The 25,466-nt window shown below is 63.9% G+C and carries 26 protein-coding genes; 16 read left to right on the top strand and 10 right to left on the bottom strand.

All coding sequences use genetic code 11. From position 1 onward, the window contains the following. The first annotated feature begins 3 nt into the window (after positions 1-3). The 6 genes from RGQ15_RS00130 to rnr are packed head-to-tail and all read left to right on the top strand — an operon-like array spanning position 4 to position 8,235. Positions 4-483 carry a formate dehydrogenase subunit gamma gene (locus tag RGQ15_RS00130; protein WP_311158182.1) on the top strand — a complete coding sequence of 160 codons (480 nt, stop codon included), beginning with the start codon at positions 4-6 and terminating at the stop codon, positions 481-483. Then, positions 480-2,006, top strand: coding sequence for a formate dehydrogenase beta subunit (locus RGQ15_RS00125; RefSeq protein ID WP_311158181.1), 1,527 nt, complete (start codon positions 480-482; stop codon positions 2,004-2,006). The genes RGQ15_RS00130 and RGQ15_RS00125 overlap by 4 nt, the downstream gene beginning before the upstream one ends. Then, the gene (gene fdhF / locus RGQ15_RS00120; RefSeq protein WP_311158180.1) at positions 2,003-4,882 is read left to right on the top strand and encodes a formate dehydrogenase subunit alpha; all 2,880 of its coding nucleotides are present in this window, start codon (positions 2,003-2,005) and stop codon (positions 4,880-4,882) included. The genes RGQ15_RS00125 and fdhF overlap by 4 nt, the downstream gene beginning before the upstream one ends. Positions 4,883-4,889: 7 nt before the next feature. After that, entirely contained in the window at positions 4,890-5,708 is an 819-nt protein-coding gene (gene fdhD / locus RGQ15_RS00115; RefSeq protein WP_311158179.1) for a formate dehydrogenase accessory sulfurtransferase FdhD, read from the top strand. Then, the gene (locus RGQ15_RS00110) at positions 5,698-5,922 is read left to right on the top strand and encodes a formate dehydrogenase subunit delta (RefSeq protein WP_311158178.1); all 225 of its coding nucleotides are present in this window, start codon (positions 5,698-5,700) and stop codon (positions 5,920-5,922) included. Before fdhD ends, RGQ15_RS00110 begins: the two co-directional genes overlap by 11 nt. Positions 5,923-5,973: 51 nt before the next feature. Then, positions 5,974-8,235: a ribonuclease R gene (gene rnr / locus RGQ15_RS00105; protein WP_311158177.1), complete on the top strand. Its 2,262-nt coding sequence runs from the start codon at positions 5,974-5,976 to the stop codon at positions 8,233-8,235. Between the two features lie 117 nt (positions 8,236-8,352). On the opposite strand, the gene RGQ15_RS00100 is transcribed toward rnr, so the two are convergent. Then, positions 8,353-9,951 carry a phosphoenolpyruvate carboxykinase gene (locus tag RGQ15_RS00100; RefSeq protein ID WP_311158176.1) on the bottom strand — a complete coding sequence of 533 codons (1,599 nt, stop codon included), beginning with the start codon at positions 9,949-9,951 and terminating at the stop codon, positions 8,353-8,355. A gap of 217 nt (positions 9,952-10,168) precedes the next feature. On the opposite strand from RGQ15_RS00100, the gene RGQ15_RS00095 reads away from it, so the two are divergent. The 7 genes from RGQ15_RS00095 (at position 10,169) to RGQ15_RS00065 (ending at position 13,822) form a co-directional block, all read left to right on the top strand. Beyond that, positions 10,169-10,591 (top strand): HPr kinase/phosphorylase, encoded by a 423-nt coding sequence (locus tag RGQ15_RS00095; RefSeq protein ID WP_311158175.1) that lies wholly within the window; start codon positions 10,169-10,171, stop codon positions 10,589-10,591. Between the two features lie 51 nt (positions 10,592-10,642). After that, positions 10,643-11,590 (top strand): RNase adapter RapZ, encoded by a 948-nt coding sequence (gene rapZ / locus RGQ15_RS00090; protein ID WP_311158174.1) that lies wholly within the window; start codon positions 10,643-10,645, stop codon positions 11,588-11,590. Positions 11,591-11,615: 25 nt separating this feature from the next. Continuing rightward, positions 11,616-12,041: a PTS sugar transporter subunit IIA gene (locus tag RGQ15_RS00085; protein WP_311158173.1), complete on the top strand. Its 426-nt coding sequence runs from the start codon at positions 11,616-11,618 to the stop codon at positions 12,039-12,041. After that, the gene (locus RGQ15_RS00080; protein WP_311158172.1) at positions 12,038-12,328 is read left to right on the top strand and encodes an HPr family phosphocarrier protein; all 291 of its coding nucleotides are present in this window, start codon (positions 12,038-12,040) and stop codon (positions 12,326-12,328) included. The genes RGQ15_RS00085 and RGQ15_RS00080 overlap by 4 nt, the downstream gene beginning before the upstream one ends. A gap of 10 nt (positions 12,329-12,338) precedes the next feature. Continuing rightward, complete coding sequence (locus RGQ15_RS00075; protein WP_311158171.1) at positions 12,339-12,947, top strand: TetR/AcrR family transcriptional regulator; 609 nt, start codon at positions 12,339-12,341, stop codon at positions 12,945-12,947. A gap of 86 nt (positions 12,948-13,033) precedes the next feature. Beyond that, positions 13,034-13,459 carry a DUF2852 domain-containing protein gene (locus RGQ15_RS00070; RefSeq protein WP_311158170.1) on the top strand — a complete coding sequence of 142 codons (426 nt, stop codon included), beginning with the start codon at positions 13,034-13,036 and terminating at the stop codon, positions 13,457-13,459. Positions 13,460-13,594: 135 nt separating this feature from the next. After that, entirely contained in the window at positions 13,595-13,822 is a 228-nt protein-coding gene (locus RGQ15_RS00065) for a hypothetical protein (RefSeq protein WP_311158169.1), read from the top strand. Between the two features lie 46 nt (positions 13,823-13,868). Here the strand turns inward: RGQ15_RS00065 and RGQ15_RS00060 are convergent, their stop codons facing one another. Genes RGQ15_RS00060 through RGQ15_RS00040 form a run of 5 tightly spaced genes read right to left on the bottom strand, consistent with a single transcriptional unit; the run spans position 13,869 to position 18,174 of the window. Beyond that, a complete protein-coding gene (locus tag RGQ15_RS00060; protein WP_311158168.1) occupies positions 13,869-15,248 on the bottom strand; it encodes a glutamate--cysteine ligase in 1,380 nt (459 codons plus the stop codon). A 48-nt stretch (positions 15,249-15,296) separates the two neighbouring features. Further along, entirely contained in the window at positions 15,297-15,812 is a 516-nt protein-coding gene (locus tag RGQ15_RS00055; RefSeq protein WP_311158167.1) for a hypothetical protein, read from the bottom strand. Continuing rightward, positions 15,813-16,229, bottom strand: a complete 417-nt coding sequence (locus tag RGQ15_RS00050) for a GNAT family N-acetyltransferase (RefSeq protein WP_311158165.1) — start codon at positions 16,227-16,229, stop codon at positions 15,813-15,815. It lies immediately after the preceding gene. Continuing rightward, on the bottom strand, positions 16,226-17,374 hold the full coding sequence (gene dapE, locus RGQ15_RS00045; protein ID WP_311158164.1) for a succinyl-diaminopimelate desuccinylase: 1,149 nt from the start codon (positions 17,372-17,374) through the stop codon (positions 16,226-16,228). The genes RGQ15_RS00050 and dapE overlap by 4 nt, the downstream gene beginning before the upstream one ends. A 26-nt stretch (positions 17,375-17,400) precedes the next feature. Then, the gene (locus tag RGQ15_RS00040) at positions 17,401-18,174 is read right to left on the bottom strand and encodes a sulfite exporter TauE/SafE family protein (protein WP_311158163.1); all 774 of its coding nucleotides are present in this window, start codon (positions 18,172-18,174) and stop codon (positions 17,401-17,403) included. Positions 18,175-18,476: 302 nt separating this feature from the next. Between RGQ15_RS00040 and RGQ15_RS00035 the strand changes: the two genes are divergently transcribed. Then, complete coding sequence (locus tag RGQ15_RS00035) at positions 18,477-18,896, top strand: META domain-containing protein (RefSeq protein WP_311158162.1); 420 nt, start codon at positions 18,477-18,479, stop codon at positions 18,894-18,896. Between the two features lie 3 nt (positions 18,897-18,899). Further along, positions 18,900-19,280, top strand: coding sequence for an META domain-containing protein (locus tag RGQ15_RS00030; protein ID WP_311158161.1), 381 nt, complete (start codon positions 18,900-18,902; stop codon positions 19,278-19,280). Here RGQ15_RS00030 and recO read toward each other — a convergent pair. Continuing rightward, the gene (recO, locus tag RGQ15_RS00025) at positions 19,252-19,977 is read right to left on the bottom strand and encodes a DNA repair protein RecO (protein ID WP_311160996.1); all 726 of its coding nucleotides are present in this window, start codon (positions 19,975-19,977) and stop codon (positions 19,252-19,254) included. The two genes, RGQ15_RS00030 and recO, sit on opposite strands and share 29 nt — an antisense overlap. A 63-nt stretch (positions 19,978-20,040) precedes the next feature. Here recO and RGQ15_RS00020 point away from each other — a divergent pair, with 63 nt between their 5' ends. Beyond that, positions 20,041-21,816: an adenine deaminase gene (locus RGQ15_RS00020; RefSeq protein ID WP_311158160.1), complete on the top strand. Its 1,776-nt coding sequence runs from the start codon at positions 20,041-20,043 to the stop codon at positions 21,814-21,816. Here RGQ15_RS00020 and recF read toward each other — a convergent pair. The 3 genes from recF to dnaA form a co-directional block, all read right to left on the bottom strand. Further along, positions 21,813-22,883 (bottom strand): DNA replication/repair protein RecF, encoded by a 1,071-nt coding sequence (recF, locus tag RGQ15_RS00015; protein ID WP_311158159.1) that lies wholly within the window; start codon positions 22,881-22,883, stop codon positions 21,813-21,815. The two genes, RGQ15_RS00020 and recF, sit on opposite strands and share 4 nt — an antisense overlap. Further along, positions 22,880-23,998 carry a DNA polymerase III subunit beta gene (gene dnaN / locus RGQ15_RS00010; RefSeq protein ID WP_311158158.1) on the bottom strand — a complete coding sequence of 373 codons (1,119 nt, stop codon included), beginning with the start codon at positions 23,996-23,998 and terminating at the stop codon, positions 22,880-22,882. The genes recF and dnaN overlap by 4 nt, the downstream gene beginning before the upstream one ends. A gap of 106 nt (positions 23,999-24,104) precedes the next feature. After that, on the bottom strand, positions 24,105-25,466 hold the full coding sequence (gene dnaA, locus RGQ15_RS00005) for a chromosomal replication initiator protein DnaA (RefSeq protein ID WP_311158157.1): 1,362 nt from the start codon (positions 25,464-25,466) through the stop codon (positions 24,105-24,107).

Below are 25,466 nucleotides of genomic sequence, written 5' to 3'. Positions count from 1 at the left end.
GCTATGACGACAAGTGCGATTTCCGCTGATTTTTCAGCACGCCTTTCCGCGATCATCGACTGCCACAAGGATCGCGAAGGACCGCTGCTGCCGATCCTGCACGATATTCAGTCGGAATGGGGATATGTCCCCGAAGAGGCGCAGCCCGTCATCGCCGCCGCACTGAGTCTGACCCGCGCCGAGGTGCATGGCGTGGTCAGCTTCTACCATGATTTCCGCGACCATCCTTCGGGACGGCATGTGCTGCGCCTGTGCCGGGCCGAGGCCTGCCAGTCGATGGGGGCTGATGCCTTGGCCGAACAGGTCCGCGCAGCGTTGGGGATCGATTTCCACGAAACGACTCCTGACGGGCGGCTGACGCTTGAACCGGTCTTCTGCCTTGGGCTTTGCGCCTGCGGACCGTCCGCGCAGATGGGCGACAGGCTGGTGGGGCGCGCCAGTTTTGCGAAGGTCCAGAGGCTGGTGACGGAGGCGGGGGCATGAGGATCTGGGTTCCACTTGATGCTGCGGCCAAGGCCCTTGGTGCCGATGAGGTTGCCGAAGCCCTTGCGCAGGAATTCGAAGTCACGCGGAACGGTACGCGGGGCATGATCTGGCTGGAACCGCTGGTCGAGGTCGAGCGTGACGGTGTTCGTCATGGCTATGGGCCGGTCGAGGTCGACGACGTGGCCGGGCTGATCAGTGCGATCCGCGACGGGTCGGATCATGCGCTTGCCTTGGGGCCGGTTGACGAACTGCCCTGGATGAAGGCGCAGAAGCGGCTGACCTTTGAACGCGTCGGCGTGATCGACCCGCTGTCAGTGTTGGAATATGAGGCGAATGGCGGGCTGGTTGGATTGCGTCGTGCCATCGGGATGGGGCCCGAAGCCATCGTCGAGGAAGTAACCCAATCCGGTCTGCGCGGCCGTGGTGGCGCGGGTTTCCCGACCGGCATCAAGTGGAAGACCGTCGCGGGCGCGAAGGCTGATCAGAAATATATCGTTTGCAATGCCGATGAGGGCGACAGCGGCAGCTTTGCCGACCGCATGCTGATGGAAGGCGATCCACTGACCCTGATCGAGGGCATGGCGATCGCCGGCATCGCGGTCGGGGCGACGCGCGGCTATTGCTATATCCGCAGCGAATATCCCGATGCGATCCGCATCACCGAAGCCGCGATCGACCTGGCGCGTGAAGCGGGGATTCTGGGTGCCTCGGTGCTTGGCTCTGGCTATGCCTTCGACATGGAGGTCCGCGTCGGCGCCGGGGCCTATGTCTGTGGCGAGGAAACTAGCCTTCTGAACAGCCTTGAAGGCAAGCGCGGCACGGTCCGCGCCAAGCCCCCGATCCCGGCGCTGGAGGGTTTTCTGGGCAAGCCCACGGTCGTCAACAACCTGATCTCGCTGGGAACGATCCCTTGGATCATGGCGCATGGCGGGGCGGAATATGCGAGGCTGGGCATAGGTCGTTCGAAGGGGACGATCCCGATCCAGATCGCGGGCAACGTCAAGCATGGCGGGCTGTTCGAAGCAGCCTTCGGCCTGACGCTGGGCCAGATCATCAACGAGATTGGTGGTGGCTCGGCCTCGGGGCGGCCGGTCAAGGCGGCGCAGGTCGGCGGGCCTCTGGGGGCCTATATCCCGGCCAAGGATTTCGACGTGCCCTTCGGATATGAGGAACTTGCCGGGCGCGAGGGGCTCTTGGGCCATGCCGGTATCACCGTCTTCGATGACAGCGCCGACATGCTGAAGCTTGCCCGGTTCGCGATGGAATTCTGCGCGGTGGAAAGCTGCGGGAAATGCACGCCCTGCCGGATCGGCTCGGTCCGGGGCGTCGAGACGATCGACCGAATTGCCGCTGGCGATGACGAGGGCGTCCCGATCCTCAAGGATCTTTGCAACACGATGAAATGGGGCTCGCTTTGCGCGCTGGGGGGCTTCGCGCCATTCCCCGTCCTGTCCGCCTTGACCCATTTCCCAGAAGAATTCAGCGGGCGGGGCACGCCCCGCAAGGAGGCCGCAGAATGAAGGATTTCATCATTCCCGATCGCGATTTCGGCACACCTGCCGCGAAATCCGACGTCACCGTGAACCTGCTGGTGGACGGCATCGCCGTCAGCGTTCCGGCGGGCACCAGCGTCATGCGCGCGGCGGCGGTCGCCGGGATCACGGTTCCGAAGCTTTGCGCGACCGATCATGTCACGGCCTTCGGTTCCTGCCGGCTTTGCGTCGTGCAGATCGACGGCATGCGCGGCACGCCAGCCTCTTGCACGACGCCCGTGGCCGAGGGCATGGTCGTCCACACCCAGACCGAGGATGTCGCCCGGATCCGCAAGGGCGTGATGGAGCTTTACATCTCGGACCACCCGCTGGACTGCCTGACCTGCGCCGCCAATGGCGATTGCGAATTGCAGGACATGGCCGGCGCCGTGGGCCTGCGCGAGGTCCGCTATGAGCCGGGCGCGAACCATTTCGCCCGCCGCGATGCCGAGGGCCCGAACCCGGAATATCGGCCCAAGGACCAGTCGAACCCCTATTTCACCTTCGATCCGGCGAAATGCATCGTCTGCTCGCGCTGCGTGCGGGCTTGCGAAGAAGTGCAGGGCACTTTCGCGCTGACCATCGAGGGGCGGGGCTTCGACAGCCGCGTCTCGGCCGGGATGGAATCGGACAGCTTCCTCAGCTCCGATTGCGTCAGTTGCGGGGCTTGCGTGCAGGTCTGCCCGACCGCGACCCTGATCGAGAACAAGGTGATCGAGATCGGCACGCCTGAACGGATCGTCAAGACGACCTGCGCCTATTGCGGGGTCGGATGTTCGTTCGATGCGCATATGCGCGGCGAGGAGGTCGTGCGCATGGTGCCGTCGAAAGACGGCAAGGCCAACCGGGGCCATAGCTGCGTCAAGGGCCGCTTTGCCTGGGGTTACGCCACGCATCAGGACCGTCAGCTTAACCCGATGGTCCGCCAAAACATCACCGATCCCTGGCGGGTCGTGAGCTGGGACGAGGCGCTGGACTTCGCTGCCGAGCGCATGATGAAGGCGCAGGCCGAGCACGGTCGCGATTCCGTCGGGGTCATCACCTCGTCGCGCTGCACGAACGAGGAAACCTATCTCGTGCAGAAGCTGGCCCGTGCCGTTCTGCACACGAACAACACCGATACCTGTGCGCGCGTCTGTCATTCGCCAACGGGTTACGGGCTGCGCACGACCTTCGGCACCTCGGCGGGGACGCATGATTTCGACTCGGTCGAGGATACCGACCTTGCGCTGGTGATCGGGGCGAACCCGACCGACGGGCACCCGGTCTTTGCCAGCCGCCTGCGCAAGCGGCTGCGCGAGGGGGCGGGGCTGATCGTCCTTGACCCGCGCGAGATCGACCTTCTGAAAACGCCACACATGGGCGAGGGCCTGCACCTGCCACTGCGGCCGGGCACGAACGTCGCCGTTCTGACCGCCATCGCCCATGTCATCGTGGCCGAGAAGCTCTATGACGAGGCGTTCATCCGCGAGCGCTGCGATTGGGACGAGTTCCTCGCCTATTCCGAGTTCCTGCTGGACCCGCGCCATTCCCCGGAAGAGGTCGAGAAGCTCTCGAAGGTGCCGGCCGACCGCATTCGCGCTGCCGCCCGCGCCTATGCGGCCGCACCGCGTGCCAGTATCTATTACGGCCTCGGGGTGACCGAGCATTCGCAAGGCTCGACCACTGTCATGGCAATCGCGAACCTTGCGATGATGACCGGCAATATCGGCGTGCCGGGAACCGGCGTGAACCCGCTGCGGGGCCAGAACAACGTGCAGGGTTCCTGCGACATGGGTTCCTTCCCGCATGAATATCCGGGATATCGCCACGTTTCGGACGATGCCACGCGCGAACTTTATGAACGTGTCTGGGGTGTGCCCCTGTCTTCCGAGCCGGGCCTGCGCATCCCGAACATGTTCGATGAGGCATTGGCCGGCCGGTTCCGCGGGCTCTATTGCCAGGGCGAGGATATCGTTCAGTCCGACCCGGACACGCGGCACGTCACCTCGGCGCTCTCGGCGATGGACATCGTGATCGTGCAGGACCTGTTCCTGAACGAGACCTCGAACTACGCCCATGTCTTCCTGCCGGGGTCGAGCTTCCTTGAAAAGGACGGCACCTTCACCAATGCCGAGCGCCGCATCAACATGGTTCGCCGTGCGATGACGCCCAAGAACGGCTATGAGGATTGGCAGATCACCCAGATGCTGGCCAATCGGCTTGGCGGCAACTGGGGCTATGACCACCCGCGCGAGATCATGGCCGAGATCGCCCTGACGACGCCCAGCTTCGCCGGCGTGAGCTATGATCTGCTCGATCGCGAAGGCTCGGTGCAATGGCCCTGCAACGAGGCGGCGCCGCTGGGCACTCCGCTGATGCATGTCGACGGCTTCGTGCGCGGCAAGGGACATTTCATCCATACCGAATACGTGGCCACCGAAGAGCGCACCGGAGCCCGATTCCCGCTGTTGCTGACGACCGGGCGCATCCTGTCGCAATACAATGTGGGCGCGCAGACCCGGCGCACGGACAACGTCGCCTGGCACCCCGAGGACATTCTGGAAATCCACCCCTCGGATGCGGAGAACCGTGGCGTGCGGGACGGGGACTGGGTGCGCGTGGCATCACGTTCGGGGGCGACATCGCTTCGGGCGCTGCTGACGGAACGGGTCGCGCCGGGCGTGGTCTATACCACCTTCCATCACCCGGCGACTCAGGCCAATGTGGTGACCACGGACAATTCCGACTGGGCCACGAACTGCCCTGAATTCAAGGTGACGGCCGTGCAGGTCAGCCCTTCGAACGGCCCTTCGGACTGGCAAGAGGAGTATCGCAGCCATTCCGAACTTTCCCGCCGCATCCTGCCCGCCGCCGCCGAGTGACAATGGCATGAAGGACCAGTATCCTGGCCCGCTCCGCTGGGATGGCGGCTGGCTTTCGGCAGACCCGCCACCCAGCCCGCGGGAATGTCCCGTCGCGATCGTCATCGACGGCATGTCGCAGGCGGTTTTGATGGCGACGCCTTCGGATTTGCACGATTTCGCCATCGGCTTCGCGCTGACCGAGGGGCTGATCGCAACGCCCGAAGACGTGACCGACTTCGAAGAAGCCGAGGTCGAGACAGACGGATTTCCCGCGCGTGAGGCCCGGCTCTGGTTGCGACCGGGCCTTGCCGCCGGTCTTGCCGAGCGCCGTCGCAGCATGGTCGGGCCAGTCGGCTGCGGGCTTTGCGGGGTGGACAGCATCGCGGCGGCCTTGCCCCCGGTGTTGCAGGTTTCCTCGGAATGGGACATGCCACCGCAATCGGTGATACGGGCGATGGATGCGCTTGCCGCGGGCCAGGTCCTGCGGTCCGAAACGCCTGCGATCCATGGCGCGGCATTCTGGGACGGCCGATCCGCGACCGTGCGCGAGGATGTGGGGCGCCACAATGCGCTCGACAAGCTGGCGGGGGCCTTGGCGCGCGGCGGGGTCGCTTCGGGGCAGGGGGCGATCGTCATGTCATCGCGCCTGTCGGTCGATCTGGTCCAGAAGGCGGCGCGCATCGGCGCCCCCATCCTCATCGGAGCCAGCGCCCCGACAGCACTTGCATTGTCCTGGGCAGAGCGCGCCGGAATTACGCTTATCGCCCGCGCCAGAGGCGAGAGCTTCGATCTTTACACCCACCCCCGGCGCATCGCCGGAAGCCGAGGCCAAGATGTCCCATAGTTCCGACAAGCTCATTCGCATGGCTGGCCAGATGGCGGATTTCTTCCGCAGCCAGCCCAATCAGGCGCCGGCAAAGGCGGTGGCAGAACATATCAATGCTTTCTGGTCGCCGCGCATGCGGCAGGACCTCGCCGACCATATCGCGGCAGGGGCCGAAGCCGATCCGATCGTGCGGGAATGCATTGCATTCGTGCGGCTTCCGGCCGGAACCTGAGCGCTGATTTTGCCTCTGCCGCACACTCTGGCGGCGTGATAGCTTGGCCGCATGGCACAGCTACCTTCCCGACAAGAGATTCTCGACTGGGTGCACGCGCATCCGGACGCCACCGCGAAACGCGACATTGCAAAGGCCTTTGGCATCAAGGGCGCTGCCCGGATTGAGCTCAAGCGCCTGTTGAAGGAGCTTGAGGCGGAAGGGCTGCTGGAACGTCGCCGGCGCCACTACCATGATGCCGAGCGCCTGCCGCCCGTCACTGTCATCCAGCTACTGCCGCCCGACAAGGACGGCGATATCTTCGCCAAGCCGATGGAATGGCAGGGCGATGGGCCGATGCCGCGCATTCTTTACGCGCCGCTGAAATCCGATCCGGCGACGGCACCGGGCGAGCGCATCCTTGCCCGCCTGATCGAGGTCCAAAATGACGATCACCAGTATCAGGCCCGCCTGATCCGCCGCATCGGAACGACCCAGCACAAGATCGTCGGCATCTTCCGCCGCGATTCCGGAAAGCCCGATGCGGGCGGGCGCATCCTGCCGATCGACAAGGGTTCGGACAAGGAATGGCAGGTTCCGGCGCATGAGGTGCACGGGGCCCAGAATGGCGAGCTGGTCGAGGCGGAGCAGATCGGCCCGCGCGGCCGTCTTGGCCTGCCGATTGCCCGCGTTCTCGAAAGGCTGGGCGATCCGTCGGCGCCGCGCGCGGTCAGTCTGATCGCCATCCATCAGCACGGCATTCCCGACGACTTCCCTGACGAAGTCGTGGCCGAGGCCGATGCCGCGAAGCCGGCGACGATGAAGGGGCGCGAAGATCTGCGCCACCTTCCTCTGGTCACGATCGACCCGTCGGATGCGCGCGACCATGACGATGCGGTGGCGGCAGAAATTCTCGAGGATGGCGGCGCGGCAGTCTGGGTCGCGATTGCCGATGTCGCCCATTACGTCCGCCCGAATTCGGCACTGGACCGCGAGGCGAGAAAGCGCGGCAACTCGACCTATTTCCCGGATCGGGTCGTGCCGATGCTCCCTGATATCCTGTCGGGAGATCTCTGTTCGCTGCATGAAGGCGTGGATCGCCCGGTCATCGCCGTGCGCATGCGACTTGATGCCGAAGGCAACAAGGTCAGCCATACGTTCCACCGGGGCATGATGCATTCGCAGGCCAGCCTCAGCTATGAACAGGCGCAGGCGGGTGCCGATGGCAGCCCTGATGACCAGACCGCGCCCTTGATGGATTCGGTCATCAAGCCGCTCTGGCATGCTTACGGGCTTCTCAAATCCGCCCGCGCCCGTCGCCAGCCGCTTGAACTGGATCTGCCCGAGCGCCGGATCATCCTGACCGCTGACGGTCGGGTCAAGTCGGTGAATTTCCGCGAGCGTTACGATGCCCACAAGCTGATCGAAGAGTTCATGGTGCTGGCCAACGTTGCCGCCGCCGAGGAACTCGAACGCCTGCGCCGCCCGCTTCTCTACCGCGTCCATGAAGAACCGACGGTCGAAAAGCTTGATGCGCTGCGCGAAGTGGCCGAGGCCTCGGGCTTTACGCTTGCCAAGGGGCAGGTGCTGCAGACCCGGCACCTGAACCGGCTGCTGGAACAGGCGGAGGGGTCGGATTTCGACGAACTGATCAACATGACCGCGCTGCGGTCGATGCAGCAGGCCTATTACCACCCCGAGAATTACGGCCATTTCGGCTTGGCGCTCCGGTCATACGCGCATTTCACCTCGCCCATCCGCCGCTATTCCGATCTGGTCGTGCACCGCGCCCTGATCATGGGACACAAATGGGGCGATGACGGGCTGTCGCAATGGGATGTGGACAATCTTAGCGAGACGGCAAAGCAGATCTCGGATACCGAGCGGCGCTCAATGGCGGCAGAGCGGGATACCACTGACCGCTATCTGGCAGCCTATCTGTCAGATCGCGTGGGTGCCGAGTTTGCCGGAAGGGTCAGTGGCGTCCAAAAGTTCGGTGCCTTCATCCGGCTTGATGAAACCGGGGCCGACGGGCTTCTGCCGATCCGCGAAATCGGGCGGGAATATTTCCACTATGACCCCGATGCACAGGTGCTGCTGGGTTCGGAAACCGGGCTGGAGATCGGCATCGGCCAGCGCGTTACCGTGCGCCTGTCCGAGGCGGTTCCATTGACCGGTGGGCTGATGCTGGAACTGCTTGAGGTCGAAGGCAAGGCACTGCCCCAAGGTGGTTCCCGTCGCAGCAAGGGGCCGATCCGCAAGCGCGCGACGCAATCACGCCTGGCCGAGATCAAGCGCGCACAGAAACGCCGGCGGGTGCGCCGAAGCAGCTGAAGCTTTGCAAAAGCTGCTGAACAGGAAAAGTCGGGCCGCCCATTCGGACGGCCCGTTTTCATGTCAGATCCTGGAACGGTTGGGATTGCGGGGGGCAAGGCCCCGCAATCCGTGCGATCAGCCGATTGCGGCTGCGCGAACGTCGTCGTCGATCTTGTCGGCGTATTGGGCGAAGTTGTCGCTGAACATGGCGACAAGCTTGGCCGCCTGCGCGTCATAAGCCTCGGCATCTTCCCAGGTCTGGCGCGGGTCAAGCAGTTTGTCCTCGACGCCCGGAACCGAAACCGGAACCTCGAAGCCGAAATTCGGGTCCTTGCGGAACTGCACGTCGTTCAGCGATCCGTCCAGCGCGGCAGTCAGAAGCGCGCGCGTGGCCTTGATCGGCATGCGCTTGCCGGTCCCGAAGGCGCCGCCGGTCCAGCCGGTATTGACCAGCCAGCAATGCGCGCCGGTCGAGTTGATCTTTTCCTGCAGGAGCTTGCCATAGACTTCCGGGCGCCGTGGCATGAAGGGGGCGCCGAAGCAGGTCGAGAAGGTGGGGGTTGGCTCGACAACCCCCACCTCGGTTCCCGGAGTCTTCGAGGTGAAGCCCGACAGGAAGTGATACATGGCCTGGGCCGGGGTCAGGCGCGCGATCGGCGGCAGGACGCCGTAAGCGTCGCAGGTCAGCATGATCACGTTTTTCGGCATGCCGCCCAGCGAGGTCTCGGACGCGTTCGAGATCTGCTCGAGCGGGTAGGCGCAGCGCATGTTGTCGGTGATCGAGTTGTCGTTGAAGTCCAGCTCCAGCGTGTCCTCGTCAAAGACCATGTTCTCGATCACGGTGCCGAATTTCGAGCAGGTCGCGTAGATCTCCGGCTCAGCCTCGGCCGAGAGGTTGATCGTTTTCGCGTAGCAGCCACCTTCGAAGTTGAAGATGCCGTGATCCGACCAGCCATGCTCGTCATCGCCGATCAGCGTGCGCGAGGGATCGGCCGAGAGCGTGGTCTTGCCGGTGCCCGACAGGCCGAAGAAGATCGCGCTGTCATCGGGATTGCCGATGGCGTGGTTGGCCGAGCAATGCATCGGCATCACGCCTTTTTCCGGCAGGATGTAGTTCAAAAGCGTGAAGACCGATTTCTTGTTTTCGCCGGCATAGGCGGTGTTGCCGATCAGGATCAGCTTCTTGTCGAAGTTGAGCGCGATCACGGTCTCGCTGCGGCAGCCGTGGCGGGCCGGGTCGGCCTTGAAGCTGGGGCAGTTGATGATGGTGAATTCGGGCACGAAGCTTGCCAGTTCCGACGCCTCGGGACGGCGCAGCAGGTGGCGGATGAAAAGGTTGTGCCAGGCCAGCTCGGTCACGACGCGGACGTCGAGGCGCAGCGCCGCGTCAGCGCCGCCGAACAGGTCCTGGACGAAATAGTCCTTGCCCTTCATGTGCTCGAGCATGTCGGCATGAAGCAGGTCGAAGGCCTCGGGGGACATCGGCTTGTTGTTCTCCCACCAGATCGAATCTTCGACTGCGGGGGTGCGGACAACGAACTTGTCCTTGGGCGAGCGGCCGGTATGCGCGCCGGTCGACACGAGGAAGGTGCCGCCCTGGCCAAGCTTGCCTTCGCCGCGCGCAATGGCCGCGTTCATCAGGGCAGGTTCGATCAGGTTGTAATAGACGTTGCCGAGGCCGGTGATCCCCTGATCTTCGAGACGGCAGTTCGGATTAACGCGCGGTTCGGACATGTCCTGAAAGCTCCTGATGATCGTCTGACCCTGTAACGGGTCTTCACGAGTGCTATATCATGGCAGCAGGATGACGGAACCGCAGAACGGGTCAGGTTTAGCGCAACCAGACAGTGTTCGCGCCAACATTTCCGCGATCCGGAACAGTTTTGAAAGAGAAGCGCGGGATTTTCATCAGGATGAGAAGGAAGTTTCAAGTGTGGGCGGGGAGTCGCTTGTGATCGTCCATGCCTCCTGCGTCGCCTTGGGTGACAGGGCGCTGCTGATTCTTGGCGGCTCCGGATCGGGTAAGTCGAGCCTCGCGCTTCAGCTCATGGCGATGGGATGCGGGCTGGTCTCGGATGATCGGACGAGCCTTGCCGTCGAGAATGCGCGTCTGGTTGCGGACTGCCCGGCGCCGATCCGTGGCCGGATCGAGGCTCGGGGCGTCGGGATACTCAATGCCGAACCGGTCGGGCCGGTCGGCCTGGTGCTGGCGGTCGATCTGGACCAACCCGAACCGGCCCGATTGCCACCGCACCGCAAGGTTGAGCTGCTCGGTATCTGCCTGCCTCTTGTGCTGGGGGGCGGACGGGCGCATCTTGCGCCCGCATTGCTGCAATATCTTGTTGCGGGCCGTTGGGATCAGGACGAGACTTGAGCCCAATTTCCGCTCCGCACTCATTCTGACTCGTAGGCTTTCCGAAAGCGCATGACGAAGAACGAAACATCAGGCGATCAAACCCAGCGCGTGGTGCTGGTTACCGGCCCGTCGGGGGCGGGGCGTTCGACGGCGATCAACGTGCTCGAGGATCTGGGCTACGAGGCAATCGACAACCTTCCGCTTTCCCTCGTGCCGCGGCTCCTGGACGGGCCGGCGAGAGGGGTGCCGCTGGCCCTGGGGCTGGATATCAGGAATCGTGACTTCTCGGCGACAAACCTGATTGAACTAATTGATCGTCTGACAAGACTGCCGGATTACGAACCCGAGGTGCTGTATCTGGATTGCAGCACCGAGCAGCTTTTGCGACGGTTCAATGAAACTCGGCGGCGCCATCCGCTGCGCAGCGAGGGCGCGCCGCTGGATGCGATCCTGACCGAAGGCGACATGCTGTCTGCCGTGCGGGCAAGGGCCGATGTGCTGGTCGATACGTCCGAGCTGTCGCCCCATGACCTGAAGGCCGAGTTGGCGCGCTGGTTCGATGTCGAGCCGGGCAGGCGGCTGACCGTTTCGGTCCAATCTTTCTCATATAAACGTGGGGTTCCGCGTGGGGTCGACATGATGTTCGACTGCCGCTTCCTGTCCAATCCGCATTGGGAACCGAAGCTGCGCCCGCTGGATGGGCGCGATCGCGCCGTACAGGATTACGTTGCGTCCGATACCCGGTTCGCGGAATTCTTCGACAAGGTAAGGGATCTTGTGCTTTTCGCGCTTCCCGCCCATCTAGAAGAAGGTAAGGCCCATCTCGTCATCGGATTCGGATGTACAGGGGGGCAACATCGATCCGTCACATTGGCGGAAATTATGGCAGACGCGCTTGCGAAAGCCGGCTGGCAAGTGTCAATTAGACACAGGGAACTTGAACGCCGTGAAAAGGCGCCGGCACCTGCAGATGACGGTTCTATGTCAGGACCTCTCGCGGTGTCCGCGTCCATTTGACGGCAGACCTTTCGTGGTGGGAAACTTGATCGGAATTGTCATCGTGGCGCATGGGGGGCTCGCTAGGGAATATCTCTCGGCAGTCGAACACGTGGTTGGGCCACAATCGGGAATTCGGGCCGTTACAATCGAAGAGAATCATGACCGCGGTGAAAAGCAGGCCGAAATCTGCGCCGCAGCCGATTCCGTCGATACCGGCGATGGTGTGGTTGTGGTAACCGATCTGTTCGGTGGATCGCCATCGAACCTGTCGCTTCTGGCCTGTCATGCACGCAATCGCTCGATTCTGTACGGCGCGAACCTGCCGATGCTTGTGAAACTGGCAAAGTCGCGAAAGCTGCCGGTGGCCGATGCGGTCACACTGGCCAAGGATGCCGGGCGGAAATACATCAACAGCTACGACGTCCTGCCCGCCGATATCATTCCCGTGCCGAACCGCGCAGTTTCATGAACGACATGAGAAACGGGTCAGTCACCCGCGAACTGACCATCATCAACGAAAAGGGCCTGCATGCGCGGGCCAGTGCCAAATTCGTCGAGACCGTCGAGAAATTCGACGCCCAGGCCACCGTCGAGAAAGACGGGATGAGCGTTTCAGGCGATTCGATCATGGGTCTTTTGATGCTGACTGCCCCGCGTGGCAGCATGATCCGCGTCACGACGCGGGGCGCGCAGGCCGGCGAATTGGCCGAGGCGTTGACAGCCCTCGTCGGGGATTATTTCGGCGAAGGCATGTAAGGGCCGGAATGTGGTCCGCGAATCCTACCACCATGGCAACCTGCGTCAGGCGCTCGTCGAGGCGACCGTTCGCCTGATCGAGGAAAAGGGGCCGCAAGGCTTCACCCTTGCCGAGGCCGCGCGCCTTGTCGGGGTCAGTGCGGCTGCGCCCTACCGGCATTTTTCGGGCCGGGACGAGTTGATCGAAGAAATCGCAAGACAGGGGTTCGAGGAATTTGCCGATCGGCTGGGCGCGGCGCTGGCGCTGGGTCGCACGCCTCTTGCGGCCTTTCTGGGCATGGGTCAGGCTTACCTGGCCTTCGCGGCCGAGCGGCGCGGTTTCTATATCGCGATGTTCGAATCGGGTATCTCGATCACCGGAAATTCGGGTCTGACCCAGGCCGCTGATCGTGCGCGAGGCACGCTGGTCAGTGCAGCCGAGGAACTGTTCCGGCATGTTCCCACCAATGCCCGTCCGCCCGCAGGCATGGCGGCCGATCACATCTGGGCCCTGAGCCATGGTGTGGTCGAACTCTTCAGTCGCGGCAAGCCGGGTGGGCGTTCGCCCATCTCGCCTGCGGATATGCTGGAAAGTGGCACGTTGATCTATCTGCGGGGCCTCGGCGTCATCACCAACTGATTTTTTGTTGCAATGATCTTGAAGCCGGTCCGCTGCACTTCCATTTATGTAAATGTGATTAACATTCACATTGAAAGGGACCGTCTATGAACACCACCACCGCCCCGCGTTCGTCCGTCATGGAGCGGATCGGCTCGGCCCTAGCCGGCATCCGGGACTGGCTGGACGAACGCGGCAAGGCAGCCTGGATCATGGCGATGATCCTGGGCTTCGTCGCCGCCTGGCCCGTCGGCCTGGCAATCCTTGGTTACATGATCTGGAGCAAACGCATGTTTTCTTGCCGTCACCGCCATGAACGTCATGCCTTCCGCAACGGGCGTGGTTATGCGGGCTTTTCGGCCCCAACCGGAAACGCCGCATTCGACGCCTATCGCGACGAAACCCTGAAACGGCTCGAGGACGAGCATCGCGAGTTTCTCGACTTCCTGCAGAAGCTGCGCGAGGCGAAGGACAAGGCCGAATTCGACCAGTTCATGCAGGGTCGCAAGGAACCGCGCGAACTGTCGAACTGATTGCAGTTGCGGGCGGTTCGGAACCGCCCGGTCGCAGCGGCGATATCCTTTCGCGCATGCGGAGGGGTATCGGGCGTGGCGCGTGCTTGGAACAAGCACCCCCTCCGACCGTTTGCTTTCCAGGAGGACTTATCAATGACCCGAGAACAGCCCACCGCGAAAGACAATCCCGCCACCGATCCCCCGCGCGAAAATGGCCAGGGCAAGCATGACGGGACACCGCATTCACCCGATGAATTCCTGGATGCGGACCCTGACAGAAAAAAGGATTGGCCGGCCAAGCCAGGTGGAGCCAAGCCCAGCAGCGCCATGTGCGAGGACCGCAGCAAGCCGGGCCTTGTCGACAAAAGCGAAGATTGCTGAGAAATCGGCCCTGACCGAAGATGCGGTCAGGGCCGATCCGTCTACATCAATAGGAATATTCGCCGTAGACCCGGCTGATGTCCGCATTCCAAGCGCCACGATATTTTTCCAGCAGCTCATCTGCAGGCGTCTTGCCCGAATCGACGCTTTCCTTGAGCGCGTTCAGGAAATGCGTCTCGTCCGGGACCAGCCCGCCTGCGCCGGCGCGGGCGCGCAGTTTGAGCCCGTGTTCGGCGATCTCCAGCACTTCGCGGGCGATGTCATGCAGGCGCAGCCCGTCGAATTCGCCCTGCAACCCGTCGCGCGAGGCAGCAACGCGCAGACCTTCGCGCTGCTCGGCCGACCAGCCGCGGCACAGGTCCCAGGCCGCATCCAGCGTGGTCTGTTCATAGATCAGGCCGACCCAAAGCGCGGGAAGCGCGCAGAGCCGACGCCACGGGCCGCCATCCGCACCGCGCATCTCGATGAACTTCTTGACGCGCGCTTCGGGGAAAACTGTCGTCAGGTGATCCGCCCAGTCCGACAGCGTCGGGATTTCGCCCGGCAGCGCCGGAAGCTGGCCCTTCATGAAGTCGCGGAAGCTTTGCCCCAGGGCGTTGATGTATTTGCCGTCGCGATAGACGAAATACATCGGCACATCGAGCACGTAATCCACCCATGCCTCATAGCCCATGCCGTCTTCGAAAACGAAGGGCAGAAGGCCCGTGCGCGCACCGTCGAGATTCTGCCAGATATGCGAGCGCCAGCTTTTCATCCCGTTCGGCTTGCCGTCGAGGAAGGGCGAGTTGGCGAAAAGCGCGGTCGCAACGGGTTGCAGCGCCAGCGCGACGCGCAGTTTCTGAACCATGTCGGCTTCCGAGCCGAAATCCAGGTTCACCTGCACGGTGCAGGTGCGATACATCATCTGCGTGCCCAATTCGCCCACGCGACCCATGTAATCGGTCATCAGCCGGTAGCGCCCCTTGGGCATCATCGGCATCTGGTCCTGGGTCCAGATCGGGGCCGCGCCAAGGCCGATGAAACCGGCGCCCAATTCGTCCGCCACGGATTTTACCTCGGCCAGGTGCAGGTTCACCTCGTCGCAGGTCTGGTGGATCGTTTCCACCGGCGCGCCGGAAAGCTCAAGCTGGCCGCCCGGCTCAAGGCTGACATTCGCCCCGTCGCGTTCCAGCCCAATGATGTTTTCGCCTTCGCGCACGGGATTCCAGCCGAAGCGTTGGCCGATGCCTTCCAGCATGGCCTTGACGGTCGGCGAGCCTTCCGGCCCGTCATAGGGCAGGGGCAACAGGTCCGAGTGGCGGTAGCCGAATTTTTCATGCTCGGTCCCGATTCGCCAATGATCCTTCGGCTTCTCGCCGGAGGCGATGTATTCAGCCAGCTGTTGGGGATGTTCGATCGGGCCGCCGCCCTGTTGAGGAATGGACATCGGTGGCCTTTCAATTGCCTGAGCGCCACAGGTGGCAATCTGCGCGGCTCAAGTCAAGCGGGCGTGCTCATGCCTCGTCCAAAGGGTCTGGATTGCGGGTCCATCTTCGGCAAGGGCCGCCGAAAGCCTTCCCATGTCCAGACCGGGCAGCGACGCGAAGGCGCTGGCCAGAAGCTCGGCCCCCTTGGCATCAACCGGAATCAGAAGCGCCTGGCCATCGACGCTTTTCAGCCGCCAGTTCAGGCGGGCGTTCAGGCGCAGCAAGCGAATTTCGGAAAGGTCGCGCAGGGCGATTTCGCCGCCCAGCACGCGGTCCGGCGAAAGGTAGCGAATCGCGCCCTCATCCAGTTCGACGACGCCGGGCGCGGTCGCCTTGCTGCGAAAGCGCATCCGGCGGCGCGCATCCAGCGCCCAGATTGCCGCGACGACCGCAATGACGCTGCCCAACGGCTGGAAGACCCAACCGCCAAGCGATACGACCCACAGCCCAAAGGCCACGATGCCCGCAGCCGTGGCCGTCTCGGCCCAGGGGCGTACGCGTTCGGCAAGCTCGGGGCGGATCAATCAAAGCTCCAGGATCATGTCGCGATGCGGGATGCCCGCATCGTCATATTCTGGTCCGAAGACCTTGAAGCCAAGCTTTTCATAAAAGCCTATCGCATGGGTCTGCGCACCAAGCTTCACTCGTCGGATTTCGGGCAGGGCGCGCAACTCGTCCAGCGCGGCGCGGATCAGGGCTGCACCCGTGCCAGTTCCACGGGCCGCCTGCAGTACCGCCACGCGACCGATCTTGCCGGTTTCGGCATCGAAAAGAATGCGCGCAGTGCCGATCGCGCGCCCCAGGGGATCACGGGCAAGCAGGTGGATCGCCTCGTCGTCCCGGCCGTCCCATTCCTCCGCTTCCGAGACATTCTGCTCGATGATGAAGACCTCGCGGCGGATTGCCCGGCAGGTCTCGATATCGTCGGTCTTCTCGATCATGCGAAGTAACGCTCCAGGATACGGCGATAGATCCGCGACAGTTGGCGCACCTGTTCCGCCGGGACGCGTTCGTCCACCTGATGCATGAAATGACCCACGAGGCCGAATTCAAGGACCGGGCAGTGATCCTTGACGAAACGCGCATCCGAGGTTCCGCCCGAGGTCGAAAGCACCGGTTCAAGTCCGGTTTCGTCCCGCACGATGTCGCGCACCATCTCGACGAAGGGGCCCGGCCGGGTCAGGAAGCTTTCGCCCGAGACATCGGTTTCGATATCGAAGCTTACGCCCGTCTCGGCCTCGATCCCTGCCGCCTTGTCGCGGATCATGCGGTCGAGCGTGTGCGAGGTGTGGGCGTCGTTGAAGCGGATGTTGACCGTGGCGCGAGCCCGTTCCGGGATGACGTTCGAGGCCGGGTTGCCGCAGTCGACCGTTGTGACCTGGAGGCCGGACGGGTCGAAATGCTCGGTCCCGTGGTCGAGCGGCTCGGCGGTCAGTTCGTTCAGAAGCCGGACCAGTGCGTGAAGCGGGTTTTTTGCGCGATGCGGATAGGCCGCATGGCCCTGCACGCCCTTGGCAGAAATCTGCAATGTCATCGAGCCGCGCCGGCCGATCTTGATCATCTCGCCCATGCGGTCGGGGTTCGAGGGCTCACCAACGATGCAGACATCCATCCGCTCGCCTTCTGCATCCATCCAGTCAAGCAGCGCACGGGTGCCATCCTTGCCGGGTCCTTCCTCGTCGCCGGTGATGGTCAGGATGACGGCCCCGTCGGGTGCGCGTTCTTGCACGAAGGCGATGGCCGCAGCGGCAAAGGCCGCGACCCCGGATTTCATGTCGGTGGCACCACGCCCCCAGATCCAGCCGTCCTCCTCATGCCCCGAGAAGGGCGGATGGGTCCAGCTTGTCGAGTCTCCCGGCGGGACAACATCGGTGTGACCGTTGAAGCCGAAGCTGCGCTTGGCCCCCTTGGCACCCCAGCGCGCGAACAGGTTCGGCACGCCGTTGCGGTCGACGCGGTGGCACGCGAAACCGGCCTCGCTCAGCGCCTTGGCCAGCAGGTCCAGCGCGCCGCCTTCCTCGGGCGTGACCGAGGGGCAGCGTATCAATCGGGCCGTCAGATCGGCGGGGTCAGGGAAAGAAGTCATCTTGGTCTCCTGTCTTCGGCGCCCGGTTACACTGCCAGCCCGTGCAGTTCCAGCGCCCGTCGCACCAGGTTGACGCCTGTCAGGACAAGCAGCATCAGCGTCCAGCGACGGAACTGCGCGATGTTCAGCCGATCATGGGCAAGAGAGCCCAGTGCCATCCCGATCGCGGCAGGGATCACCATCAGCGCGGAAAAGGGCAGGGTCTGGCCGTTCAGAAGCCCCGAGCCGAGATGCGACGCGGTCAGGACCACCGATCCCATGAAGAATACGACCCCCTGCGCCCGCATCTGTTCGTCCTTGGCCGCGCCGATCGACAGCAGGTAGACGATCAGCGGTGGTCCCCAGATCCCCGAAATTCCGCCGTAAAGCCCTCCGATGATGCCTGTCACGATCTCGACCCGACGACGGTGATGGATCGGGATGGCCATGCTGCGCCCGGCCAGCTGCCAGATCGCAAATAGGGTGATCGGCAGGCCCAGCAGCGCATACATGATCCATTGGGGGACGCGTGCGGCGAAAAAGGCGCTGATCGGAATGAACAGGGCCACCATGCCGACATGCCAACGATAGACCCACATGGTTCGCAATGCGGGTCGTATCCCCTGGCGCAGGGACTGACGGATATTGGTGAAAAGCACGGGAAGGATCAGGGCTGCCAGAGCCTGCTGCGCGGTCAGGAACGAGCTCAACGCCGACATCATGATCATCGGCATGGCAAAGCCGATCGCCCCTTTCACGAAACCGGAGAAAAGCGTGATCCCGATGGCAAGCCAGAAATGAAACGGGTCGAGTCCGAACATGCGCGCAGAGTTACCGCCGCAAATCGGTGATGCAAGCGGACTTGTCGTCAGATTGCCTCTGGCTGGGCGCGATCTTGGACAAAAGGCGCGCTGTCCATCGGGCCGTCGAGAATGCCACCGCAATCTGCTGATAAGGCGGTGTTCATGAGAGGTCTGGTGGGCCGCGGCTTCGGCCCGGAAAGCCTGAATTCGCATGAGGTTATTGCAAGAAAGCTACTGGCTCCCCGAGAAATTCCGTGCGGTTCTGGACAGGCTTTCCCGATCGGGCAATATGTCGGCCAGAGCAAAGAACGGAGCTGCCAATGAACCGCTTCCTGACAATCCCGGCAGTGATGGCCGCCGTGACCGCGCTTTCCGCCTGCGAGCCCACTGCCGGCAGCGGGGCGGGCAGCAGCGTCCCGACCGGTCCATATGTTTTGGTCGGCATCGGTTCGGATACCGTGCCGCAGCGGAATGTGGGCCTGACGATCGAAGCGGATGGTTCGATCTCGGGTCAGGCGCCTTGCAACCATTACTCGGCGCCCCAGACGGTCGATCCGCCCGGCTTCAAGATCGGTGAGATCAACACGAGCGGCGGAAGCTGCGGCGGCAATGCCGGTCGCCTCGAAAGCCAATATTTCAACGCGCTGAGGCAGGCGGATGGCATCACCTATCTGGGTGGAGTGCTGAAGATCACCGGTCCGACCTATCTGACCTTCGAGCCGGGCTACCGGAAGGAATAAGACATGCGGGGTTTTGCTTGCGCTGCCTTGCTTGCGCTGACGGCTTGCGGCGTATCGGCGGGGGATGTGCCGATGATTGCGGGCGATTACGAGTTGATCGAAGTCGAGGGCAAGGAAATCTTCGGCAAGCCCACCGCCCGGATCGCCCCCGATGGCGCAATTTCGGGACAGGGGCCCTGCAACGTCTATCGTTCCGAAAACTCGGCGGAGCTTCCTGCGCTTGACTACAAGACCATGGTCACGACGCGCCGCGCCTGCATTCGCGAGGGCGGGGAGACTGATTTTCTTGCCGCGCTTGGTGCGGTTCGCCAGGCAGAGCGTCGAGGCGGCGAACTTGTCATGACCGGCCCCGGCGTCACGATCCGCTGGTATCCGCTGCCCTGAGCCGGGAGACAAGACGGGCCCTTGCCGGTGGCAGGGGCTTTCCCGCATGCGCTTCGGCCAGCCGCGTTTCCAGGAAATGCCCGGTCAGGGCAAGGGCATCCATCACGCCACCATTGCCGCATCCGCCGAGGATCGCGGGCAGGGGCAGCAGCTTCGGGGCCCACTCCCCCGCCGCCTGGGCGCTGACCGCCCGCCCGGTGCGCGGGCTGACATAGGCGAGCCCGCTGCGCTGGCCAGTGACGGCGCATGATCCGAGATCAAGTCCGAAGCCCAATTCGTCGAGCAGGCGCAGTTCCCACAGGATATAGGTCTCGGCCCAATCCGTTCCACTGTCCATCTGGTCGAGCAGGGTTTCGGTCAGGTCGACCAGCCGCGGATGTGGATCGCGCTCGGGCAGTGCAAAGGTCAGAAGCGATGTGACGGCATTCACACCGGCCAATGCGGCGGGGCTTGCGATCAGTCCGGGCCGGGACCGGGCCGGTTCGGCTGAGAACCCGCCCAGTTGATCTTCGAGCCGAGCGCGCCAGCGCAGGCTCAGGCGGCTACCGGGTTGAAGCATCGCGGCGCGCTTGCTGCTGGCGCCGCCCGGAACCATTCCCGAAAGAAGACCGATATCGCGGGAAAGCACGGTCAGGATCACGGCATTCTCGCCGTGCCTGCGCTGCGTCATTACCGTGGCTTCGCCCTGCCATTCCATCGTCATGCCTTTCCTTCGCCGCCACCCTGCCGCAAATTGGCGGGAAGGAACAAGGAGAGTGTGATGCTGAAACCCTGGGTCGAGGCGCAGCCCCGGCTGGTCGAAGTGGCTGCGGGACGGGCGCATGCGGATCTGGTGATCCGTGGCGGGATCTGGGTCAATGTCCATACCCGCGAGCTGATCGAGGCCATGGATGTCGCCGTGGCCGATGGCCGCGTGGCCTATGTCGGGCCCGATGCCACCCCCTCGATCGGGCCGGACACGCAGGTGATCGAGGCCAGGGGCCGCTACATGGTGCCGGGGCTGATCGACGCCCATATGCATGTCGAATCGGGGATGCTGACGCCCGCGGGCTTTGCCGCCGCGGTGATCCCGCATGGCACGACGACGATGTTCCACGACCCGCATGAGATCGCCAACGTGCTGGGCCTCGAGGGCGTGCGGCTGATGCGGGACGAATCGCTGATCCAGCCGGTCAGCATGTTCACCCAGATGCCGAGCTGCGCCCCCTCGGCCCCGGGTCTGGAAACCACCGGCGCGCCGATCACCGAAGGCGAGGTGGCGCAGGCCATGGGCTGGGAGGGTATCATTGGCCTGGGCGAGATGATGAACTTTCCCGGCGTCGCCGCGGGTAATGCTCAGATGCTGGGCGAGATCGCGGCGACCCGGGCGGCGGGCAAGACCGTCGGCGGCCATTATGCCAGCCCCGATCTGGGCCGGCCCTTCCATGCCTATGTCGCGGGCGGTGCGGCCGACGATCACGAGACCACCAGCGAGGCGCAGGGCATCGCCCGCGTCCGCCAGGGCATGGGCTGCATGATGCGGCTGGGCTCGGCCTGGTATGACGTGGAAACGCAGATCACCGCGATCACCGAGAAGGGGCTCGATCCGCGCTTCTTCATCCTCTGCACCGATGATTGCCATTCCGGCACTTTGGTGCATGAGGGCCACATGAACCGCGTCGTGCGCCATGCCATCGCCTGCGGCTGCGACCCGCTGATCGCGATCCAGATGGCGACCATCAACACCGCCAGCCATTTCGGGCAAGAACGCGAATTGGGCTCGATCACGCCCGGCCGCCGGGCCGACGTGATCCTGACCTCGGACCTGCGCGCGCTGCCGATCGAGGCGGTGATCGCGCAGGGGCAGTTGGTGGCCGAGGAGGGCCGCCTGCTGGTCGATTGTCCGCGCATCGACTGGCCCGAGCGGGCGCGGAAATCGGTCCGGCTTGGCAAGGAACTGGCGGGCGCGGATTTCGAGGTTCGGGCGACGGGCGATCAGGCCCGCGTCCGCGTCATCGGCGTGGTCGAGAACCAGGCCCCGACCCGCGCGCTGGAAGCCGATCTGCCGATCCGTGTCGGCGTGGTCGAGGGGCAGGGGGACACCTGCCAGATCGCGCTGGTCGAGCGCCACCAGGGCACCGGCGGCGTGGTGAACGGCTTCGTCTCGGGCTTCGGCTACCAGGGCCGGGTCGCGGTGGCCTCGACCGTCGCGCATGACAGCCATCACATGATCGTCGTCGGCACCTGCCGCGAGACCATGGCGGCGGCGGCCAACCACCTGGGCGCGCTTGGCGGCGGCGTCACCGTCTTCCGCGACGGCGCGGAACTCGCCAGCGTCGCGTTGCCGATCGGGGGCCTCATGTCCGACCGGCCCGCGACCGAAGTGGCCGAGGCCGCGCAGGGCATCGTGCAGGCGATGCAGGATTGCGGCTGCAGCCTGAACAACGCCTACATGCAGCATTCGCTGCTGGCGCTGGTGGTGATCCCGGAACTCAGGATCTCGGATCTGGGCATTGTCGATGTGCGCAGCTTCGAACTGGTCGACCTGATCGTCTAGACAAGCGTCGAGGCGTCGCCTTCGCGGGCGACGCTTAAGAATTGAGCCCGTCCCCGCAACGTCTCGAAGAGCTCGGGGCCGGTGCCGGTCAGGAAGCATTGCGCGGAAAGCGCGGTGATCTCTTCGTAAAGCGCGGCGCGGCGCCCGGAATCGAGATGGGCCGCCACCTCGTCGAGCAGCAGGACCGGCGCTTCCGCGTGAAGCGCACGCGCATTGGCGAGGATCAGCGAGAGCAGCAGCGCCTTCTGCTCGCCGGTCGAGGACAAGGCGGCCGGCATATCCTGCGGCCCCCAATGCGCGCCCAGATCGGCGCGATGCGGGCCGGTGAGTGTGCGGCCTGCGGCCATGTCGCGGGAACGCCCCTCGGCCAGGCGGTGGGCAATGCTTTCCGGTTCGGGATCGTCTGCCGCTCCCTCGCCGGGCAGCAAGTTCAGGGTCGCCGCCGGAAAGGCGGTCTCGGCCCCGTCCTGCGCGGCCATGATCCGCGCGATGGCATCAAGGCGGTTGCGCGTGATTGCCGCCCCCATCTCCGCCATCTGCGATTCCAGCGCCCGATACCAACCCACGTCGCGAACCTCGTCCCTGAGAAGGCGGTTTCGCTCGCGCATGGCCTTGTCATAGGCCAGTGCATTCTCGGCATGGCTGGGTGCGAAGCTGAGCGTCACGCGGTCAAGAAAGCGGCGGCGCTGTTCTGGCGCATCGGCCCAGAGCCTGTCCATCGCCGGAGTGAGCCAGATCACCCGCATCAGGCTACCAAGCGCCACCTGAGTCGCGGGCTTGTCGTCGATCGTGACCTCACGAGATTGGCCGGGCAGGGCGCGGGTCAGGATTTCGCGATCCTCGATCCGGGCGCGGATCTGCCAGCCGACATCCGGCCCCTTGCGGGCCTGATCGCCCGGAGTAGCCCCCCTCATGCCCCGACCTGGCGAGAGCATCGAGACGGCTTCAAGGATATTCGTCTTGCCGGCACCATTCGGCCCGTGGATTGCCACGGGCCGCTGGTCGGTTTCGATCTCGAGACGGGCCCAGCTACGGAACTGGGCCAGGTGCAGGCGTGTAAGCGTCACACGCGCATCGGCATGACGACATAGACGGCGGTGGTGTCGCCACCCTCGCGGATCAGCGCCGCATCGCCCGAGCCGTTGAACAGGAAGACCGCGTTCTCGCGGTCGATCTGGCCCGCGATTTCGTGCAGGTATTTGGCGTTGAAGCCGATTTCCAGCGGCTCGTCGGCATAGGCCACGGGCAGTTCTTCTTCGGCGGCGCCTGCATCGGGGGCATTGACTGACAGCACCAGCCGGTCTTCGTCGAGCGAAAGTTTCACCGCGCGCGAGCGCTCGCTGCTGACGGTGGCGACGCGGTCCACGGCCTTCGCGAAATCGCCGGCATCCACTTCCAGCTTGCGGGCATTGCCCGAGGGGATGACGCGGCTGTAATCGGGGAAGGTGCCGTCGATCACCTTCGAGGTAAGCGTGATGGTCGGCGTGGCGAAGCGCACCTTGGTCTCGCTGACCGAGACGGCGATCTCGGTCGAATCGTCATCAAGCAGCTTGCGCAGCTCGGCTACGGTCTTGCGCGGCACGATCACGCCGGGCATCTCACCCGCGCCAGCGGGCAGGGCCGCGTCGATCCGCGCGAGGCGATGGCCATCGGTCGCGACGCAGCGCAAGGACGGACCCTCCTCGGATTGCGCCACGTGCATGTAGACGCCATTCAGGTAATAGCGGGTTTCCTCGTTCGAGATCGCGAATTTCGACTTGTCGTAAAGCCGGCGCAGCACCGAGGCGGGGGCCGAGAAATTCGCCGAATATTCGGACGAGGACATCACCGGGAAATCCTCGCGCGGCAGGGTCGCGAGGCTGAAGTTCGAACGGCCCGCCTGAACCGACAGGCGTCCCGTTGCACCGTCCAGGTCAAGCTGGACCAGCGCGCCGTCGGGCAGCTTGCGGGCGATGTCATTGAGCATGCTGGCCGAAACGGTCGTGGCGCCCGGACGCTCGACCTGGGCTTGGGTCAGGTAGACGATTTCGGTGTCCAGATCGGTTGCGCGGAAGCTGACGCCATCACTTGTCGTCTCGATCAGCACATTGGCCAGGATCGGGATCGTGTTGCGCCGCTCGACAACGGACTGAGCCTGAGAAACTGCCTTCACCAGATCGGCACGTTCGATCGCAAATTTCATGGTCGGTCCTTATGTCTCATTCGCGGCGGGAAGGCCGACTATAGGGACCAACCCGGTGCCGGGCAATTTCGCAGATTTGCCCGGCTGGTCAAGCGGATCGAAGCGGTCAGGCTTCCAGAAGACGACGAAGAAGGTCGATATCTTCGGCAAGGCTGCGATCGGCCGAGCGCAGTTCCTCGATCTTTCTCACTCCGTGCATGATCGTGGTGTGGTCGCGACCACCGAAACGGCGCCCGATCTCGGGCAGAGAACGCGAGGTCATCTGCTTGGCCAGATACATCGCGATCTGGCGCGGGCGGGCGACGGTGCGCACGCGCTTCGGCCCGATCATGTCGGCGAGACGGATGTTGTAATGCTCGGCCACCTTGCGCTGGATTTCTTCGATGGACACCTTGCGGTCATTGGCGCGCAGGATGTCGGCCAGGCATTCCTGGGTCATGTCGAGCGTAATCTCGCGGCCCATCAGGCTGGCAAAGGCAAAGAGCCGCTGCAGCGCGCCTTCCAGCACGCGGACGTTCGAAGTGATGCGATGGGCCAGGAATTCCAAGACGCCGGGCGCCAGCTGAAGGCCCGGATATTGCAGGCGGAAGCTATCGGTCTTGGATTGCAGGATACCCAGGCGCAGCTCGTAATCAGTCGGATGCAGGTCGACGACCAGGCCGCATTGCAGGCGCGACTTGATGCGTTCTTCCATGTCCTTGATCTCGCCCGGCGCACGGTCGGCCGAGATGACGATCTGCTTGCCTTGGTCCACCAAGGTATTGAACGTGTGGAAGAATTCTTCCTGCGTCGAATCCTTGCCCGCGATGAATTGCACGTCATCGACCATCAGCACCGAAACGGTGCGGAAAAGTTCCTTGAAATCCATCACGGTGCGGTCGCGCAGCGCCTGGACAAAGCGGTACATGAACTGCTCGGCCGAGAGATAGAGGACCTTCGCCTCGGGCTGGCGGGCCTGGATTTCCCGCGCAATGGCGTGCATCAGGTGGGTCTTGCCCAGACCGACGCCGCCATAAAGAAACAGCGGGTTGAAGGTGACAGGCCCACCTTCGGCGACGCGGCGAGCGGCGGCATGGGCAAGCTCGTTCGGCTTGCCGACGACGAAGTTGTCGAAGGTGAAGCGCTGATCAAGCGGCGCGGTCAGTTCCTCTTCTGCCGCTGCGGCAGTGGCAACACGAGGCGCGGGGCGCTTGGGTTCGGAATTTGCAGCGGTCACCTGGCGGCTCGTCTGGCTGCGGGTCTCGAAGCTCAGCCGATGCACCGGCCCTTCGATCCGGTCGAGCACCTTGAGGATTTCGTCGCTGTAGTGACGAGACACCCAGTCCGACAGGAAGCGGGTCGGGCAGGCAATGACCGCCGTGCCTTCGCTCACGCCCGTCAGGCGAAGGGGCTCAATCCAGGTCGCGAAACTGTCGGCTCCGACGATCTTCTGAAGTTCTTCACGCGCCTGCCCCCAAATCTTGTCCAT

It is taken from the genome of Paracoccus sp. MBLB3053, assembly GCF_031822435.1.
Taxonomy (GTDB): Bacteria; Pseudomonadota; Alphaproteobacteria; order Rhodobacterales; family Rhodobacteraceae; genus Paracoccus; species Paracoccus aurantius.
Note: the sequence above shows the minus strand (reverse complement) of the source record. Positions and strands in the feature narration are given on the sequence as shown.